Origin of the sequence: Streptomyces sp. CA2R106, from assembly GCF_037034245.1 — a bacterium.
Classification (GTDB): Bacteria; Actinomycetota; Actinomycetes; order Streptomycetales; family Streptomycetaceae; genus Actinacidiphila.
On record NZ_JBAGKC010000004.1, the window covers coordinates 221,970 to 240,442 of the forward strand.

9 protein-coding genes and 1 pseudogene are annotated in these 18,473 nt (G+C 72.9%); 2 read left to right on the top strand and 8 right to left on the bottom strand.

From position 1 onward, the window contains the following. The first annotated feature begins 223 nt into the window (after nucleotides 1-223). Nucleotides 224-2,053 (top strand): bifunctional metallophosphatase/5'-nucleotidase, encoded by a 1,830-nt coding sequence (locus WA788_RS08740; protein WP_335973630.1) that lies wholly within the window; start codon nucleotides 224-226, stop codon nucleotides 2,051-2,053. Here the strand turns inward: WA788_RS08740 and WA788_RS08745 are convergent. The 3 genes from WA788_RS08745 to pepN form a co-directional block, all read right to left on the bottom strand. Continuing rightward, complete coding sequence (locus WA788_RS08745; RefSeq protein ID WP_335973632.1) at nucleotides 2,022-3,551, bottom strand: lysine N(6)-hydroxylase/L-ornithine N(5)-oxygenase family protein; 1,530 nt, start codon at nucleotides 3,549-3,551, stop codon at nucleotides 2,022-2,024. The two genes, WA788_RS08740 and WA788_RS08745, sit on opposite strands and share 32 nt — an antisense overlap. Then, a complete protein-coding gene (locus tag WA788_RS08750; RefSeq protein ID WP_335973633.1) occupies nucleotides 3,548-4,933 on the bottom strand; it encodes a pyridoxal phosphate-dependent decarboxylase family protein in 1,386 nt (461 codons plus the stop codon). Before WA788_RS08750 ends, WA788_RS08745 begins: the two co-directional genes overlap by 4 nt. Nucleotides 4,934-5,359: 426 nt before the next feature. Further along, entirely contained in the window at nucleotides 5,360-7,861 is a 2,502-nt protein-coding gene (pepN, locus tag WA788_RS08755) for an aminopeptidase N (protein WP_335973639.1), read from the bottom strand. Nucleotides 7,862-8,013: 152 nt separating this feature from the next. On the opposite strand from pepN, the gene WA788_RS08760 reads away from it, so the two are divergent. Continuing rightward, a complete protein-coding gene (locus WA788_RS08760) occupies nucleotides 8,014-8,940 on the top strand; it encodes a hypothetical protein (RefSeq protein ID WP_335973643.1) in 927 nt (308 codons plus the stop codon). 163 nt (nucleotides 8,941-9,103) lie between these two features. On the opposite strand, the gene WA788_RS08765 is transcribed toward WA788_RS08760, so the two are convergent. The 5 genes and pseudogenes from WA788_RS08765 to WA788_RS08785 form a co-directional block, all read right to left on the bottom strand. Next, nucleotides 9,104-10,567, bottom strand: coding sequence for a glutamate synthase subunit beta (locus WA788_RS08765; protein ID WP_335973647.1), 1,464 nt, complete (start codon nucleotides 10,565-10,567; stop codon nucleotides 9,104-9,106). Continuing rightward, nucleotides 10,560-15,122, bottom strand: coding sequence for a glutamate synthase large subunit (gltB, locus tag WA788_RS08770; RefSeq protein WP_335973652.1), 4,563 nt, complete (start codon nucleotides 15,120-15,122; stop codon nucleotides 10,560-10,562). Before gltB ends, WA788_RS08765 begins: the two co-directional genes overlap by 8 nt. 439 nt (nucleotides 15,123-15,561) lie before the next feature. Beyond that, nucleotides 15,562-16,308: a VIT1/CCC1 transporter family protein gene (locus tag WA788_RS08775; RefSeq protein ID WP_335973655.1), complete on the bottom strand. Its 747-nt coding sequence runs from the start codon at nucleotides 16,306-16,308 to the stop codon at nucleotides 15,562-15,564. Between the two features lie 343 nt (nucleotides 16,309-16,651). Further along, nucleotides 16,652-17,497: pseudogene (gene lgt, locus WA788_RS08780) on the bottom strand (prolipoprotein diacylglyceryl transferase); the annotation flags it as partial. A 136-nt stretch (nucleotides 17,498-17,633) separates the two neighbouring features. Continuing rightward, complete coding sequence (locus WA788_RS08785) at nucleotides 17,634-18,455, bottom strand: DsbA family protein (RefSeq protein ID WP_335973657.1); 822 nt, start codon at nucleotides 18,453-18,455, stop codon at nucleotides 17,634-17,636. Nucleotides 18,456-18,473 lie beyond the last annotated feature (18 nt).

Genomic DNA, 18,473 nt, shown 5'->3' on the forward strand with positions numbered 1-18,473 from the left:
TCGGATTAACGGTTGTTGACAAGTGTCGAAGTGTGTGCGGGCACCCGCTCCGATGAGCGGTCCGGGGTCCTCGCGCGCCGTCTTCGTCGGCCCATCGTGTACGAGCGGCGGGCCGTTCACTCCCCGGGGGTGTTGCCGGGCCCCTCCTCTGGTCCAGAATCTACGCGCGTCGCGATGCCGTCCGGCCGCGCCCACCGCCCGACCCCTTCAGGGAGAACCCGACATGCCGCTCAACCGCAGGGACTTCATCAACCGATCCGCCGCGACAGGTGCGGGCGTCGCGCTCACCGGAGCGGCCGGTGCGGTGGCGGCGGCACCGGCGCAGGCGGCCGACCGGCAGCCCGCGCCCGGCCACGGCCACCGGCCCACCACCTACAGCCTGCGGGTGCTGGGCACCACCGACGTCCACGGCCACGCCCTGAACTGGGACTACTTCACCGACGCCGAGTACGACGACGCCACCCACAACGACGTCGGCATGGCGAAGCTCGCCACCCTCGTCGAGGACGCCCGCGCCGAGAAGGGCCACGACCGCACCCTGCTCGTCGACGCCGGCGACATCATCCAGGGCACCCAGCTGTCCTACTACTTCGCCCGCGTCGAGCCGATCACCGGCGCGAAGAAGGGCCCCCAGCACCCGATGGCGCTGGCCATGAACCACATGCGCTACGACGCCGCCGCCCTGGGCAACCACGAGTTCAACTACGGCATCCCGCTGCTGCGCGCCTTCCAGGACCAGTGCGACTTCCCGCTGCTGGCGGCGAACGCCGTGGACGCCAAGACGCTGCGCCCGGCCTTCCCGCCCTACCTCGTCAAGGAACTGCGGGTGAAGGGCGGCCCGAACATCAAGGTCGGCATCCTGGGCCTGACCAACCCGGGCATCGCGGTGTGGGACAAGGCCAACGTGCAAGGCCAGCTGTCCTTCCCCGGCCTGGTCGAGCAGGCCCGGGTGTACGTCCCCAAGCTGCGCGCGCTCGGCTGCGACGTGGTGTTCTGCACCGACCACTCCGGTCTGGACGGCAGCACCACCTACGGCGACGCGGTGCCCTACCCGGAGAACGCCTCCTCGCTGGTCGCCGCGCAGGTGCCCGGCATCGACGCGATCCTGGTCGGCCACACCCACGTGGAGCGCCCGCAGACCCTGGTGGTCAACGAGGAGACCGGCAGGACCGTGGTGCTGTCCGAGCCGCTGATGTGGGGCATGCGGCTGAGCGTCTTCGACATCGACCTGGAGCTGGAGCACGGCCGCTGGAAGGTCACCTCCGTCAAGGCCGAGGTGCGCAACGCCAACACCGTCGAGGAGGACCCGGCCGTCGCCAAGCTGGTGCGCGACGAGCACCAGAAGGTCGTCGACTACGTCAACCAGGTCGTCGGCACCTGCACCGAGGCGATGTCCGCGGCGGAGTCCACCTACAAGGACACCCCGATCATCGACTTCATCAACAAGGTCCAGGCCGACACCGTCACCGCCGCGCTGGCCGGCACCGACTACGCCGACCTGCCGGTGCTCTCCCAGGCGTCGCCCTTCTCCCGCACCGCGGCCATCCCCGCCGGGCAGGTCTCGCTGCGCGACGTGGCGGGCCTGTACGTCTACGAGAACACCCTGGACGCCAAGCTGCTGACCGGCGCCCAGATCAAGGACTACCTGGAGTGGTCCGCGGAGTACTTCGTGCAGACCGCGCCGGACGCCGCCGTGGACGTCACGAAGATCACCAACGCGAACAACACCCCCGACTTCAGCTACGACGTGCTCAGCGGGGTGTCGTACGACATCGACATCGCGCAGCCGGCCGGCTCGCGGATCACCAACCTCACGCACGGCGGCGCGGCGCTCGACCCGGCCGCGCAGTTCGTGCTCGCGGTGAACAACTACCGCTCCAGCGGCGGCAGCAACTACCCGCACGTGGCCGCCGCGCAGTCGGTGTGGTCCACCTCCGACGAGATCCGCAACACCATCATCGCGTGGGTGCAGGCGCACGGCACGATCGACCCGGCCGGCTTCGGCGGCGACCAGTGGCAGCTCACCCGCGACGGAGTTCCGCTGTTCGGCTGAGCTCCTGGGCCGTGTCGGCAGCCCCCGTCCCCGTCCCCGCACCCGCTCCCGTCCCCTGCCCTGTCCCCTGCCCTGTCCCCTGCCCCGCGCCCGGTCCGCCGGCCGGGGCGGGGCCGGGCAGGCCGAAGGTGGTGAACGCGGTCCGGTCCGGCAGCCGGTAGTGCTCCGTGCCGGTCAGCAGCGCGGTCAGGTCGTTGAGCACCACCGCGGACCGCCAGGCGGCGAGCCCCAGGTCGGGCGCGCCCACGCCGTGCGTGTGGCGCTCGGCGTTCTGCACGTAGATCCGGCCGGAGACCGAGGGGTCCAGCCGCATCCGGTAGCGGGCGTCGATCTGCGGCCGGCCCGACGCGTCCCGCCCGACGTACGGCGCGAGCGGGTCGAGCAGCCGGTCCAGCGGGCGCTCCTCGTAACCGGTGGCGAGCACCACCGCGTTGGTCACCAGCCGGGTGCGGGTGCCCTGTTCGGCGTGCTCCACGTGCAACTCGACGCTCTGCGTGCCCAGCCGGCCGGCGGTGCGGACGCTGACGCCCGGCGCGAGCACCGCGTCGGGCCAGCCGCCCTCCAGGGAGCGGCGGTACAGCTCGTCGTGGATCTCGCTGATCGTCTCGGTGTCGATGCCCTTGTGCAGCTGCCACTGCTGCGGCACCAGCCGGTCCCGGACCGGCTCGGCGAGCTGGTGGAAGTAGCGGGTGTAGTCGGGGGTGAAGTGCTCCAGGCCGAGCTTGCTGTACTCCATGGGCGCGAACGCCGGGGTCCGGGCCAGCCAGGTGATCCGCTCCCGGCCGGGCGGGCGCTGCCGCAGCAGGTCGAGGAAGACCTCGGCGCCGGACTGCCCGGAGCCGACCACGGTGATGTGCTCGGCGGCCAGCAGCCGTTCGCGCTCCTGGAGGTAGCGCGAGGAGTGCACGACCGGCACCGCCGGGGAGTCCGCGAGCGGCCGCAGCGGCTCGGGGACGTGCGGCCGGGTGCCGACGCCGATCACCAGGTGCCGGGCGTAGGTGCGGGCCAGCGCCTCGGCCTCGCCGTGCGCGTCGACGTGGGTGTGGTCCACCTCGAACAGGGCGCGGGCCGGGTTCCACCGCACGCTGTCGACCTGCTGGCCGAAGTGGGTGGTGGGCAGTGCCTGGGCGACCCAGCGGCAGTAGGCGTCGTACTCGGCGCGGTGCACATGGAAGCGCTCGGCGAAGTAGAACGGGAAGAGCCGGTCGCGGCCGCGCAGCCAGTTGAGGAAGCTCCAGCGGCTGGTGGGGTCGGCGAGGGTGACCAGGTCCGCGAGGAAGGGCACCTGGAGGGTGGCGCCGTCGATGAGCAACCCGGGGTGCCAGCGGAAGTCGGGGCGCTGGTCGTAGAAGGCGGCGGTCAGCTCCGGGACGCCGTCGGCGAGCGCGGCCAGGGAGAGGTTGAACGGGCCGATGCCGACGCCGAGCAGGTCGAAGGGCTCCTCCGCGGGCGCGGCGGTGCCGGGGGCGCCGTCGGCGCCGGACGGGGTGGGGTTCATCGTGCCGTGGTGCCTTCCGTGGTGAGGTGGAGCAGCCGGTCGAGGTCGTCGGGGCGCAGGTGCGGGTTGAGCAGGGTGGCCTTGAGCCAGAGCCGGCCGTCGGCGCGGGCCCGGCCGAGTACGGCGCGGCCCTCGTGGAGCAGGCGGCGCCGCAGCTCGGCGGTCTCCTCGTCGTCCGCGGCGGTCGGGCGGAACAGGACGGTGCTGATCGCGGGCCGGGCGTGCAGGGTGAGCGCGGGGTGGCGCTCGATGCGGTCGGCGAGGTCGTGGGCGAGGTCGCAGACGGCGTCGACGAGGGCGGCGACGCCCTCGCGGCCCAGGGCGCGCAGGGTGACGGCGACCTTGAGGATGTCGGGGCGGCGGCTGGTGCGCAGCGAGCGGCCGAGCAGGTCGGGCAGGCCGGCCTCGGTGTCGTCGGCGGCGTTGAGGTAGTCGGCCTGGTGGGTCAGCGGGCGCAGCGCGGTGCCGTCGGGTACGGCCAGCAGTCCGGCGGCGACCGGCTGCCAGCCGAGTTTGTGCAGGTCGAGGGTGACGGAGACGGCGGACTGCAACCCGTCGAGCTTGGCGGCCTCGCGGCTGCTGAACAGCAGGGGGCCGCCGTAGGCGGCGTCGACGTGGAGTTCGGCGCCGTGCTGCCCGGCGGCGTGGGCGATCGCGGGCAGCGGGTCGATGGCGCCGCTGCCGGTGGTGCCGGCGGTGGCCACCACCAGGGGGCGGCCGGGCAGTTGGTCGAGTGCGGTGTCCACGGCGGCCGGGTCGAGGACGCCGGCGGGGGTGTCGAGCACGATCGGCTGCGGCAGGCCGAGCAGCCAGGCGGCGCGCTGGACGCTGTGGTGGGCGTTGGCGCCGCACACCACCTGGACCCGGGGGCCGCCGGCGGCGCGCTCGCGGGCGAGCAGCAGGGCGAGCTGGTTGGACTCGGTGCCGCCGGTGGTCACCAGCGCGTCGGGCGCGGGCAGGTCGGGGTAGACGAGGGCGGCCAGCGCCGCGGTCACCCGTGCTTCGAGGGCGCTGGCGGCGGGGGCCTGGTCCCAGGAGTCCATGGACGGGTTGAGCGCGGAGGCGGCGAGGTCCGCGGCCACCGCGACCGCCAGCGGCGGGCAGTGCAGGTGGGCGGCGCACAGCGGGTCGGCGGGGTCGGCGGCGCCGGCCGCCATGAGGTGCACCAGGGTGGCGAGTGCTTCGTGCTCGCCGGTGCCGGCCAGCGGCAGTACGTCGGGGGCGGCCTGCTCGACGAGCCGGGCGACGCCTTGCGGTCCGCCGCCCGGCATCGGACCGCCGCGGTCGCGGGCGCCGTCCGCCAGCGCGCCGCAGACGGTGTCCACCAGGGGGCGCAGCGCCTCGGCGGTTCCACGTCCTCCGGCAAGTCCGGGCATCGGCATGGGTGTTCCTCACTCAGCGGCGGCACGGCGCGGCCCGACCGGCGCCCGCCGGCGCGCACGACAAGGGCGTTGTGTTCAACGACCGCTGCCCCGAATGGGTACGTCCCCACCCCGACCCGCGCCCGTCCCCCGAACTCTCCCCAACTCGCCTCGATTTCAGGCCAGTTGAAGATCCACGCTACGTCACATCTCCCGCCGGGCGGGGCCGGGGTGTGGACGGAGGGGCGCCGCCTCTCCGCTCCCCGAGCCGAACGGCCTTCCGGCCGGGGCCGAACGAGCGGACGGGCTCGGCCCCAGAGCGGACCGGGCCCCCGCACCCGCCAGGGCACCCCACAAAGCCCCGCGGCCCACGCACCGCGCTGGCCTCACGGACCGCCCGCGCGGCACCCCGTGACGCCCTGGCGTCGGTGCGGGAAAGGGGCCCGCTCAGGCGGGGAAGACCTGGTGGATGCGCAGGGCGCGGGCGAGGTCGTCGACTTGGTCGGTCAGGGCGCGGCGCAGGGCCGGGGTGAGGGTGGGGTCGTCCAGGGCGGCGCGGCCCAACGCCAAGGCGGGTGGGGTGACTTCGGTGCCGGGGAAGCCGCGGCGGGCGACGGCGTCGGAGATCGCGGGGCCGCGCCGGGCGGCGGCCGCTGCCGCGTCGGGGTAGTAGCGCGGCAGGTAGTCGGCGAGCACCTCCCGCTGCTCGGGGTGCCAGAAGCCGTCCGCGGCCGCGCCGACCAGGTGCGCGGAGCGCGACTCGTGGAAGATCGCCTGCCAGGCGGCGGCCTTGGCTTCGGGGTCGGGCAGGGACGCGCGGCAGCGGGCGGCGGCCTCGTGTCCGGCGGCGCCGGGGTCGCGGGCCAGTTCCGCGTCGATGTCGGCGCTGTCGGCCGCGCCGAGGACGGCCAGCCGTGCCAGCAGCAGCCAGCGCAGTTCCTGGTCGAGGGTGGCGCCGCCGGGCCCGGTGCCCGTGTCGTACCAGCCGCGCAGTTCGGCCGTCCCGGCGTCGCCCGCCGCGGAGGCGGCCAGTGCGCGCAGGGCGGTGAGCCGGTTGCCGGGGCGGCCCTCGGCGAGCAGCGCGCGGGCGGTGGCGGCGAGTACGGCGAGCGCCGCGGGCCGCGCCTGCGGGCCGAGGTAGCGGTCGGCGACGGTCACCCGGGCGAAGGTGAGCACCCCGTGCACGATCGACGGGTCGGCCTCCCCCGGCAGGTGCCGGCCCACCAGGTCCAGGTACTGCGCGGGCGCCAGCCGGGCGTCCCGTACCAGGTCGCGCGCCGCGTTCCAGGCGACGGAGCGCGACAGCGGGTCGGGGATGCTGCCGAGCGCGTCGCGCACCGCCTCCCACGAGCGGTCGTCGAAGCGGACCTTGACGTAGCTGAGGTCGTTGTCGTTGAGCAGCACCAGGTCGGGCCGGGCGCCGTCGAAGGTGCGGCGCTCGACGGCGGCGGTGGCCGTGATGTCCACGGTGGCGCGTTCGCGCAGCACCAGCCGCGCGGTGTCGCCGGGCGCGCGGTCGTAGAGCCCGACGTCGATGCGGTGCGGGCGGTGGCCGCTGTGCCCGATCTCCAGCCGCCAGCCGCCGGGCGCGAGGGACGCGGACGGAGTGAGGGTGTCGATGCCGGTGCTGCGCAGCCACGCCTCGGCCCAGGCGGGCACGTCGCGTTCGGTGGCGGCCGACAGCGAGGCGATGAGATCGGCGAGGCGGGCGTTGCCGAAGCGGTGGCGGGCGAAGTGCGCGTTCAGGCCGGCCAGGAAGTCCTCCCGGCCCATCCAGGTGACCAGTTGGCGCAGCGCGGAGCCGCCCTTGGCGTAGGAGATGCCGTCGATGTTGGTGAGCGCGGACGCGGTGTCGGGCACGTCCTCGGGCAGCGGTGCGACGGGGTGCGTGGAGGGGCGCTGGTCGCTGTCGGAGCCGCGGTACTTGCGGTTGGCGCCGTAGTCGGTCCAGGCGCCGGCGAACTGCGGGTCCTCGGAGACCACCTGGTAGCCCATGTACTCCGCGAACGACTCGTTCAGCCAGATGTCGTCCCACCAGCGCAGGGTGACCAGGTCCCCGAACCACATGTGGGCCATCTCGTGGGCGATGACCACCGCGCGGTTGCGCAGTTCGGTGGGGGTGGCGTCCGAGCGGTAGACGTACTCGTCGCGCAGGACCACCAGTCCGGGGTTCTCCATGGCGCCGAAGTTGAACTCGGGCACGAACGCCTGGTCGTAGGAGTCGAAGGGGTACGGCTCGGCGAACATCTCGCGGTAGCGGTCGAAGCAGCGGAAGGTGAAGGCGAGCAGGTCGGGCGCGGCGCGGTCCAGGTGCGCGGCGAGCGAGCGGCGGGCGTGCAGCGCGAAGGGCAGCCCGGCGTGCTCGGCGCGCACCGCGTGGTAGGGGCCGGCGGCGACCGCGACGGCGTAGGTGGGCAGCGGCGGGGTGGGGGCCATCTGCCAGCGGCCGGGAGCGGTGCGGGTGGCGATGCCGTTGCCGAGCACCGTCCAGTGCTCCGGCGCGGTGACGGCCACCTCGAAGCGGGCCTTCAGGTCGGGCTGGTCGAAGGCGGCGAAGACCCGCCGTACGTCGGCGAGGAACATCTGCGTGTAGAGGTAGGTCTCGCCGTCGGCGGGGTCGGTGAAGCGGTGCATGCCCTCGCCGGTGTGCGAGTAGGCCATGTCGGCCTCGACGCGCAGTTCGTGCGGGCCCTGCGCGAGTCCGGGCAGCGGCAGCCGGTTGCCGTCCAGCAGTGCGGTGTCGACCGGGGTGCCGTCGAGCAGCACCCGGTGCAGGGCGGCCGGTTCGACCTCGGCGAAGGTGTCGCAGTCGCGCAGGGCCGCGAAGCGGATGACGGTGGTCGATCCGAAGCGCTCGGCTCCCCGGGTGAGGTCAAGGTCGATCGCGTAGTGCGCTACGGCCAGGTCACGGGCGCGGGTCTCGGCCTCGGCGCGGTTGAGAGCAGGCATGCCCTTCATGCTGCCGCACGAAAGCCGCTGGTGGAACGCCTTCGCCGATCATGGATACGAGGCCGGCGCACCTGTGCGAGGCCGCGGTGCCGCGGGGCCCGGCGCGCGTACCGGTGGAGGGGTTACGCTCGCAGGGGCGCGGGGAGGTGGCCATGGACGGGTCGGCGCGGGGCGGCGCGGAGGCGGCCGGGGGGCCGATCGTGCACGGCTTCCCGCATCTGGACACGGTGCGGCGGGCGCTGACCGCGCTGTACCGGCGGCTGTCGGCGGACGGGGTGGCCCGGTTCGCGGCGAGTGTGCGGCCGGAGCTGGTGGACTTCCCCGACGACGAGGACCCGTATCTGGGCGCGCTGCGGGTGGCCCGGGTGATGGTGCGGCACCTGCGGCTGCCGGACGCCCGCATGGTGGTGGGGTTCCGCGACATGGCGCACGCGGGCAGCGTCGAACTGGCCGCGGGCCCGGAGTACTTCGTGGAGCTGCACGCCCGGTTCCGCACCGACCGCCGGGACGTGGGCGCCGCGCTCGCCCACGAGGTGACGCACGTCTACCTGCACCGGCTGGGGCTGGAGTTCCCCGGCACCCGCGACAACGAGATCCTCACCGACACCGCGGCCGCCTACCTCGGCGCGGGCTGGCTGCTGCTGGACGCCTACCGGGAGGAGCCCGCACTGCGCGCGGAGCGGATCACCATGGCCGCGTACAAGCTCGGCTACCTCACGCCCGAGGAGTTCGGGTACGTCCTGGCCAAGCGGGCGCTCGCCCTCGGCGACGACATCGAGCCCTGGCTGCGCAGTCCGCAGGCCGCGGACGCCTACCGGGCGGGGCTCGAGCGGGCCCGGCAGGACCTGCGCCGGCCGCCGCTGGCCGCCGCGCCGTGGGCGGCCCGCCGCCTGTACGCGCGGCACCGCCGGGCCGGCGCCGCCCCGGACAGCGCCGGCTACGCGTTCACCGGTCCCCCGGCCGACCTGCGCGTCTCCTTCGCCTGCCCGACCTGCTTCCAGCGCATCCGCCTGCCCTGCGCGGGGCGGCTGCGCGCCCGGTGCGCGCTGTGCGCCACGGAGTTGGCGTGCGAGACGTAGGGCCGGGTCCGCGAAGGTCCCGGAAAAGCCACAACGCCCGCCTCCTTGGTCGGGGAGTGGCGAGCGTTGCGGGTGTTGCTGCGTACCGCACGCCGTTGTGCGGGACATCTCGGGTGCCGGGCGGGGCCCGGCGGTGCGGCCGATCAGGTCGGCCGGTGACCGGTCAGACGGTGAGCGGCCGGTCGGTCGGGCGGATCGGCGCGGGCAGCGCCGAGGGCACCCCGGTGAGGTAGGCGTCGACGGCCTTCGCCGCGGAGCGCCCCTCGGCGATCGCCCAGACGATCAGCGACTGGCCGCGGCCGGCGTCACCGGCGACGAACACGCCGTCGACGTTGGTCGCGTAGGAGGCGTCCCGCGCGATGTTGCCGCGCGCGTCCAGCTCCAGCCCGATCTGCTCGATCAGCCCGTTCTTCTGGTCGGTGCCGGTGAAGCCCATCGCGAGGGTGACCAGGTCGGCCGGGATGACCCGCTCGGTGCCCTCCTGCGGCACGAACCTGCCGTCCTGGAAGACCACCTCGACCAGGTGCAGTTCGCGCACGTGCCCGTCGGCGTCGCCGGTGAACCGCACGGTGTTGACCGCGTAGACCCGCTCGCCGCCCTCCTCGTGCGCGGAGGTGACCTTGTAGACCATCGGCATCGTCGGCCACGGCTGGTGCGCGGGCCGCTCGTCGGACGGCCGCGGCATGATCTCCAGCTGGGTGACGGACAGCGCGCCCTGCCGGTGCGCGGTGCCGACGCAGTCCGCGCCGGTGTCGCCGCCGCCGATGACCACCACGTGCTTGCCCTCGGCGCTGATCGGCGGGGTGACGAAGTCGCCCTCCTGCACCTTGTTCGCCAGCGGCAGGTACTCCATCGCCTGGTACACGCCGGTCAGTTCGCGGCCCTCGACCGGCAGGTCACGCCACTGGGTGGCACCGGCCGCGATGACCACCGCGTCGTACCGCCGGACCAGCTTCGCGCCGTCGAGGTCGGTGCCGATCTGCACCCCGGTGCGGAACTTGGTGCCCTCCGCGCGCATCTGCTCGATGCGGCGGTTGATGTGCCGCTTCTCCATCTTGAACTCGGGGATGCCGTACCGCAGCAGCCCGCCGATCCGGTCGGCCCGCTCGTAGACCGCGACGGTGTGGCCGGCCCGGGTGAGCTGCTGGGCGGCGGCCAGGCCCGAGGGGCCCGAGCCGATCACCGCGACGGTCTTGCCGGACAGCCGCTCCGGCGGCTGCGGCGTCACGTCGCCGTTGTCCCACGCCTTGTCGATGATGCTGACTTCGACGTTCTTGATCGTCACCGGCGGCTGGTTGATGCCGAGCACGCACGCGGACTCGCACGGCGCCGGGCACAGCCGCCCGGTGAACTCCGGGAAGTTGTTGGTGGCGTGCAGCCGCTCGGACGCGGCGGTCCAGTCCTCGCGGTAGGCGTAGTCGTTCCACTCCGGGATCAGGTTGCCCAGCGGGCAGCCCTGGTGGCAGAACGGGATGCCGCAGTCCATGCAGCGGCCGGCCTGCTTGCTGACGATCGGCAGCAGCCCGCCGGGGACGTAGACCTCTTTCCAGTCCTGCTTGCGCTCCTCGACCGAGCGGGTCGGGTTGTTCTCACGCGGGGTGGTGAGGAAGCCCTTGGGGTCAGCCATTTGCCGCCTCCATCATCTTCGCGGTCGTCTCGGACTCCGAGAGTCCGGCCAGCTCGGCGGCGTTCTTGGCGGCGAGCACTGCCTTGTAGTCCCTCGGCATGACCTTGCCGAAGCGGGTGAGGGCGCCGCCCCAGTCGGCGAGCAGCCGCTCGGCGACGGTGGAACCGGTCTCCTCGAAGTGGCGGCGCACCACGTCGTGCAGCCACGTGATGTCGTCGGCGGTCAGCTGCTCGACCTCGACCATCCCGGGGTTGACGCGCTCGGGGTCCAGGTCCAGCAGGTAGGCGATGCCGCCGGACATGCCGGCCGCGAAGTTCCGGCCGGTGGCGCCGAGCACCACGGCCCGGCCGCCGGTCATGTACTCGCAGCCGTGGTCGCCGACGCCCTCGGCCACCACCGTCGCACCGGAGTTGCGCACGCAGAACCGCTCACCGGTCCGCCCGCGCAGGAACAGCTCGCCGCCGGTCGCGCCGTAGGCGATGGTGTTGCCCGCAATGGTGGACTCCTCCGCGAGGTGGTCCGCGCCGCGGTCCGGGCGGACGATCACCCGGCCGCCGGACAGGCCCTTGCCGACGTAGTCGTTGGCGTCGCCCTCCAGCCGCAGCGTGACGCCCCGCGGCACGAACGCGCCGAAGGACTGCCCGGCCGACCCGGTGAAGGTGATGTCGATGGTGTCCGGCGGCAGGCCCGCGCCGCCGTACTTCTTCGTCACCTCGTGGCCGAGCATGGTGCCCACCGTGCGGTTGACGTTGCGGATCGGCACCTGGGCGCGGACCGGGGCGCCGGACTCCAGCGCGTCGGCGGCGAGCCGGATCAGCTCGTTGTCGAGCGCGCGCTCCAGGCCGTGGTCCTGGCCGGTGGTGCGGTGCAGCGCCGCGCCCTCGGGCAGCTCCGGCACGTACAGCAGCGGGGCCAGGTCCAGGCCCTGCGCCTTCCAGTGCTCCACCGCGCGGCCGGCGTCGATCAGTTCGGCGTGGCCGACGGCCTCCTCGATGGTGCGGAAGCCCAGCTCGGCGAGGATCTCCCGGACCTCCTCGGCGATGAACTCGAAGAAGTTCACCACGAACTCCGGCTTGCCGGAGAACCGGTCGCGCAGCACCGGGTTCTGGGTGGCGACGCCCACCGGGCAGGTGTCCAGGTGGCACACCCGCATCATCACGCAGCCGGAGACGACCAGCGGCGCGGTGGCGAAGCCGAACTCCTCGGCGCCCAGCAGCGCCGCGATCACCACGTCCCGGCCGGTCTTGAGCTGGCCGTCGGTCTGCACCACGATCCGGTCCCGCAACCCGTTGAGCAGCAGCGTCTGCTGGGTCTCGGCCAGGCCGAGCTCCCAGGGGCCGCCCGCGTGCTTCAGCGAGGTGAGCGGGGAGGCGCCGGTGCCGCCGTCGTGCCCGGAGATCAGCACCACGTCGGCGTGTGCCTTGGACACACCCGCGGCGACCGTGCCGACGCCGACCTCGGAGACCAGCTTGACGTGCACGCGGGCCCGGGGGTTGGCGTTCTTCAGGTCGTGGATGAGCTGGGCGAGGTCCTCGATGGAGTAGATGTCGTGGTGCGGGGGCGGCGAGATCAGGCCGACGCCCGCCGTGGAGTGCCGGGTGCCGGCGATCCACGGGTACACCTTGTGGCCGGGCAGCTGGCCGCCCTCGCCGGGCTTGGCACCCTGCGCCATCTTGATCTGGATGTCGTCGGCGTTGACCAGGTACTCGGAGGTGACGCCGAACCGGCCGGAGGCGACCTGCTTGATCGCGCTGCGCCGGGCCGGGTCGTACAGCCGCTCCGGGTCCTCGCCGCCCTCGCCGGTGTTGGACTTGCCGCCGAGCTGGTTCATCGCGATGGCCAGCGTCTCGTGCGCCTCGCGGGAGATCGAGCCGTACGACATGGCGCCGGTGGAGAACCGCCGGACGATCTCGCTGACCGGCTCGACCTCGTCGATCGGGATGGCCGGGCGGTCGTGCTTGAGGCCGAACAGGCCGCGCAGCGTCATCAGCCGCTCGGACTGCTCGTTCACCCGCGAGGTGTACTGCTTGAAGATGTCGTAGCGGCGGCTGCGGGTGGCGTGCTGGAGCCGGAAGACGGTGTCCGGGTCGAACAGGTGCGGCTCGCCCTCGCGGCGCCACTGGTACTCGCCGCCGATCTCCAGCCGGCGGTGCGCGGCGGGGATGCCGGAGACCGGGTACGCCTTGGCGTGCCGGGCGGCGACCTCGCGCGCGATGACGTCGATGCCCGCCCCGCCGATCTTGGTGTCGGTGAGGTGGAAGTAGGTGTCGACGAACTCCGCGTCCAGGCCGATCGCCTCGAAGACCTGCGCGCCGCGGTAGGAGGCCACGGTGGAGATGCCCATCTTGGACATCACCTTCAGCACGCCCTTGCCGAGCGCCTTGATGAGGTTGCGGATCGCGGTGTCGGCGTCGACGCCGGGCAGGAAGGTGCCGGCCCGGACCAGGTCCTCGACGGACTCCATCGCCAGGTACGGGTTGACGGCCGCGGCGCCGTAGCCGATCAGCAGCGCGACGTGGTGCACCTCGCGGACGTCGCCGGCCTCGACGATCAGGCCGACCTGGGTGCGCTGCTTGGTGCGGATCAGGTGGTGGTGCACCGCGGAGGTCAGCAGCAGCGACGGGATCGGGGCGTGCTCGGCGTCGGAGTGCCGGTCGGAGAGCACGATCAGGCGGGCGCCGTCCTCTATGGCAGCGTCGGCCTCGGCGCAGATCTCCGCCAGGCGCGCGGCGAGCGCCTCGCCGCCGTCCGCCACCCGGTACAGGCCGGAGAGCGTGGCGGCCTTCAGGCCGGGCAGGTCGCCGTCGGCGTTGACGTGGATGAGCTTGGCCAGCTCGTCGTTGTCGATCACCGGGAAGGGCAGGGTGATGTTGCGACAGGAGGCCGGGCTGGGCTCCAGCAGGTTCCCGGACGGGCCGATGGTGGAGATCAGCGAGGTGACCAGTTCCTCGCGGATGGCGTCCAGCGGCGGGTTGGTGACCTGCGCGAAGAGCTGGGTGAAGTAGTCGAAGAGCAGCCGCGGCCGGTCGGACAGGGCGGCGATCGGCGAGTCGGTGCCCATCGAGCCGATCGGCTCCGCGCCGGTGCGCGCCATCGGCGCGAGCAGGACCCGCAGCTCCTCCTCGGTGTAGCCGAAGGTCTGCTGGCGGCGGGTGACCGAGGCGTGGGTGTGCACGATGTGCTCGCGCTCGGGCAGGTCGGCCAGCTCGATCAGCCCGGCGTCCAGCCAGTCCGCGTACGGGTTCTGGGCGGCGATCTCGGCCTTGATCTCGTCGTCCTCGACGATGCGGTGCGAGGCGGTGTCGACCAGGAACATCCGGCCCGGCTGGAGCCGGCCCTTGCGGACGACCTTCTCCGGCGCGATGTCGTGCAGCACGCCGGACTCGGAGGCGAGCACCACCAGGCCGTCGTCGGTCACCCAGTAGCGGCCCGGGCGCAGCCCGTTGCGGTCCAGGACCGCGCCGGCGACGGTGCCGTCGGTGAAGGTGACGCAGGCCGGGCCGTCCCAGGGCTCCATCAGCGTGGAGTGGTAGCGGTAGAAGGCGCGGCGGGCCGGGTCCATCGAGGTGTGGTTCTCCCACGCCTCGGGGATCATCATCAGCACGCTGTGCGGCAGCGAGCGGCCGCCGAGGTGCAGCAGTTCCAGCACCTCGTCGAAGGACGCGGTGTCGGAGGCGCCGGGGGTGCAGATCGGGAAGATCCGCTCCAGGTCGGTGGAGGCGGCGGCGCCGGCGAGCAGCTCGCTGGCCAGCTGCGACTCGCGGGCCCGCATCCAGTTCCGGTTGCCCTTGACGGTGTTGATCTCGCCGTTGTGCGCGACGAACCGGTAGGGGTGGGCGAGCGGCCAGCTCGGGAAGGTGTTGGTGGAGAACCGCGAGTGGACCAGGGCGATGGCGGTGGCGAAGCGCTCGTCGGACAGGTCCGGGAAGAACGGCTCCAGCTGCCCGGTGGTGAGCATGCCCTTGTAGACGATGGTGCGGGCCGACAGCGACGGGAAGTACACGTCGGCCTCGCGCTCGGCGCGCTTGCGCAGCACGAACGCGGGGCGGTCCAGCTCGATGCCGGCGCGCCCGGTGGCCTGGTCGGCGACGAAAAGCTGCGCGAAGTGCGGCATGGTGGAGCGGGCGGTGGCCCCGAGCAGGTCGGGGTCGGTCGGCGTCTCGCGCCAGCCCAGGACGGTCAGGCCCTCTTCGGCGGCGATCCGCTCGATGGCGTCGACGGCCTTGGTGCGGTCGTCGGGCTCGGTGGGCAGGAAGGCGAGGCCGGCGGCGTAGTGGCCGGCGGCGGGCAGCTCGAAGTCGACGACGGAGCGCAGGAAAGCGTCGGGGATCTGGAGCAGGATGCCGGCGCCGTCGCCGGAGTCCGGCTCGGCCCCGGTGGCGCCGCGGTGTTCCAGGTTGCGCAGGACGGTCAGGGCCTGCTGGACGAGCTGATGGCTCGCCTCGCCACTGAGCGTGGCGACAAAGCCGACGCCGCAGGCGTCGTGCTCGTGGCGGGGATCGTACATCCCCTGCGGGGCGGGGCGCCCGTCCATGAACGCGGAACGCGAACGCATGGCTCTCCCGTCGTCGTCATGTGGCTGATATGCATCGCCCGTTATCGGGCATGCGCAACAGGGACGACGTTGGCCCTCTGCGATTTCGTGCAGGTTACATGATGGACGAGTGTTCGAGAAGTGGATACTCGATTCCATCATGTGGACATACAAGGTGGGTCCGGCCGGGTGGAACAGCTACTTCAGGCCAGCGTCGTGCCGCGGGGGGTGGTACGGACGATTCCGGCGCCGCGAGCGGGGGTGCCCGGACACGGCTCGACGAGCCTTGGGGGAAAGCTCTGCCGGTTGCGTTACCGACTGATGCCCCGTGCGGCCTGCGCTGAAACGAAGGGGAAACAGAAGTTTCCGACGAACCGCCTGCGCGGCCCGTATTTCGATGGTAAGGCCGCCCGTCAAGAGGGGTCGGACGGCCTCGGTGAGTACCTCTTTCCGCAGGTCGTCAGGCGACCGCGGAGCCGATCAGGGCGCCCAGCCCGAAGGTGACGCCGCCCGCGGCCGCGCCCAGTGCCAGCTGCCGCAGCCCGCCGAACCACCACGACCGCGCGGTCACCCCGGCCACCGCCGCGCCGCAGCCGAACAGGCCGACCAGCACCAGTACCACCGCCGGCCACAGCGCGGTCGCGCCCAGCAGGTACGGCAGCACCGGCAGCAGCGCGCCCAGCGCGAAGCACACGAACGACGAGGCCGCCGCGACCAGCGGCGACGGCAGGTCGGCGGGGTCGACGCCCAGTTCCTCGCGGGCGTGGATCTCCAGCGCCTGCTCCGGGTCGGCGGACAGCTGCCGGGCGACCTCGTGGGCGAGCTCCGGCTCCACCCCGCGCGCCACGTAGCGTGCGGCCAGCTCGCGCAGCTCCGCCTCGGGGTGGCGGTCCAGTTCGGTCCGCTCGACCGCCAGCTCGGCCCGGACCAGGTCGCGCTGCGAGGCGACCGAGGTGTACTCGCCGGCCGCCATCGAGAACGCGCCCGCGGCCAGCCCGGCCAGTCCGGTCACCACCACGGTCCGCGAGCTGACGTCACCGCCGGCGACGCCCGTCATCAGGGCGAAGTTCGACACCAGGCCGTCCATCGCGCCGAACACCGCGGGCCGCAGCCAGCCCCCGCTGACGTCGCGGTGGCTGTGCTCGGCGGGTTCGGACACCTCGTACGGCGTCGCCGTACCGGTCGGCTCCACAGCGGCCGTCGTCATGTCCTACCCCTCCCCCGGGCGCACCAGCGACCCGCGCACATCTGGCCAACGCTTCGACCGTACGCGGCATTCCGGGTCGCCGCCAGCAAGGGAAGGCTGCCCTGACCTGCGGTTTCGCCACTCAGTAGGGCGACCGGCGGGGGCGGGAGGGAACGGGAGGGAAGAGGTCAGACGGCGTTCAGGAGGACGGCTCGGAGGCCGCGCCCGAGGGGGCGGCACCCGCGTCGGCGGCCTCGGTCGGCGCGTGGGCGCCGGGCGTCCCGTCCTGGTCGGAGCCACCGGGCACGTCCGGCGCGTCGACGGTCTCGGCGGTGTTGACCGGGTCGGCGGTCTCGTCGGGGCCGGCCGCACCGGACGGGTCGGCCACCGGCTCGGCGCCAGGCTCGACAACGGCCTCCCGGCCGGGCCGCATCCGCGCCGAGAGCACCATGTAGAGCACCGCGGCGAGGAAGACGACCATCGCCGTCCAGTCATTGAGACGCAGTCCCAGGATGTGGTGCGCGTAGTCCGAGCGCATGTGCTCGATCCAGCCGCGGCCCACGCAGTACGACGCCACGTAGAGCGCGAAGGCGCGGCCGTGGCCGAGCCGGAAGCGCCGGTCGGCCCAGATCACCAGGAACCCGACACCGATGCACCACACGCACTCGTACAGGAACGTCGGCTGGTAGATGCCCGGCACCCGGTCGCCCGCGGTGCTGGTGATCTTCAGGCCCCACGGCAGGCTGGTGTGGTTGCCGTACAGCTCCTGGTTGAACCAGTTGCCCCAGCGGCCGATGGCCTGGGCGAAGGCGATGCCCGGGGCGATCGCGTCGGCGTAGGCGGGCAGGGCGATGCCGCGCCGACGGCAGCCGATCCACGCGCCCAGGGCGCCGAGCGCGATCGCGCCCCAGATGCCCAGGCCGCCGTCCCACACCTTGAAGGCGTTCACCCAGTCGTTGCCGCCGGTGAAGTACAGCTCGTAGTCGGTGATCACGTGGTACAGACGGCCGCCGACCAGGCCGAACGGCACCGCCCACACCGCGATGTCCGCGACGGTCTCCCGCTTGCCGCCGCGGGCGATCCACCGCTTGTTCCCGAGCCAGACGGCCACGAAGACACCGATGATGATGCAGAACGCGTAGCCACGCAGCGGGATCGGTCCGAGGTGGATGACTCCGCGCGACGGGCTGGGAATGTATGCGAGTTCCATGGCACTGCCGACGCTACCGTGCCGGGCGGGTGATCCGGCAACCCACCCGGCTACGTCTGGATAACGTCCTACCTCCGGTCGCCGTCCGTGTCCGGGTCAGGACGGGTCAGGACGGGTCGGGGCGGGTCGGGGCGGGTCAGGACGGGCTGGGCGTCGCGGTGACCGTGCCCGGCTTCTTGCCCTTGTTCGCGGACTGGACCATCTGCTTGAGCGAGGCCGGGGTCAGCGCGGTGGTGCCGTAGATGCTCTTGCCGTTGAGCAGCACCGTCGGGGTGGAGTTGTAGCCGGCGGTGTTGAACGCGTCGTTCGACTTCTTCACCCAGGCGTTGTGGGTGCCGTTGTCCACACAGGCGGTGAAGGCGGCGTTCTTCAGGCCCGGCACCTTGCCCGCCAGGGTGAGCAGGGTCGACTTGGTGCCGAACTTGTCGTCCTGCTCGTCGGGCTGGTTGTCGTACAGCACGTCGTGGTAGGCGCGGAACTTGCCCTGGTCCTGGGCGCAGGCGGCCGCGTTGCCCGCGTTGAGCGAGCCGGTGCCGCCGAGGTTGCCGTCGATGAGGGTGACCAGGTGGTACTCGGTGCGCAGCGCGCCGCTGTCCTCCAGGCTGTGGATGGTCGGCGTGAAGGTCTTCTCGAACTCGTCGCACGCCGGGCAGCGGAAGTCCTCGTAGACGGTCAGCGTGGACGGCGCGTCGGCCGCGCCGACCGGGATCACCAGGTTGTCCTTGCCGGTCGCGCCGCGCGGGGCCGTCACGGTGCCCGCGGAGTCGCCGGAGCTGCTCTTGCTGCCGCTGTGGTCGGCCACCGCGATGGAGATCCCGGCCGCCGCGGCCAGTACGACCACCACGGCTCCCGCCACCGTCAGGGTGCGCTTCCGCTTGGCCCTGGCCTTGTCCCGCTCGCGTTGCGCCTGAAGCGCCTGACGCGCGCTGGTCTTTCCGTTCCGGTTCTTCTCGCTCACGTCGTACCAACCGGGGGG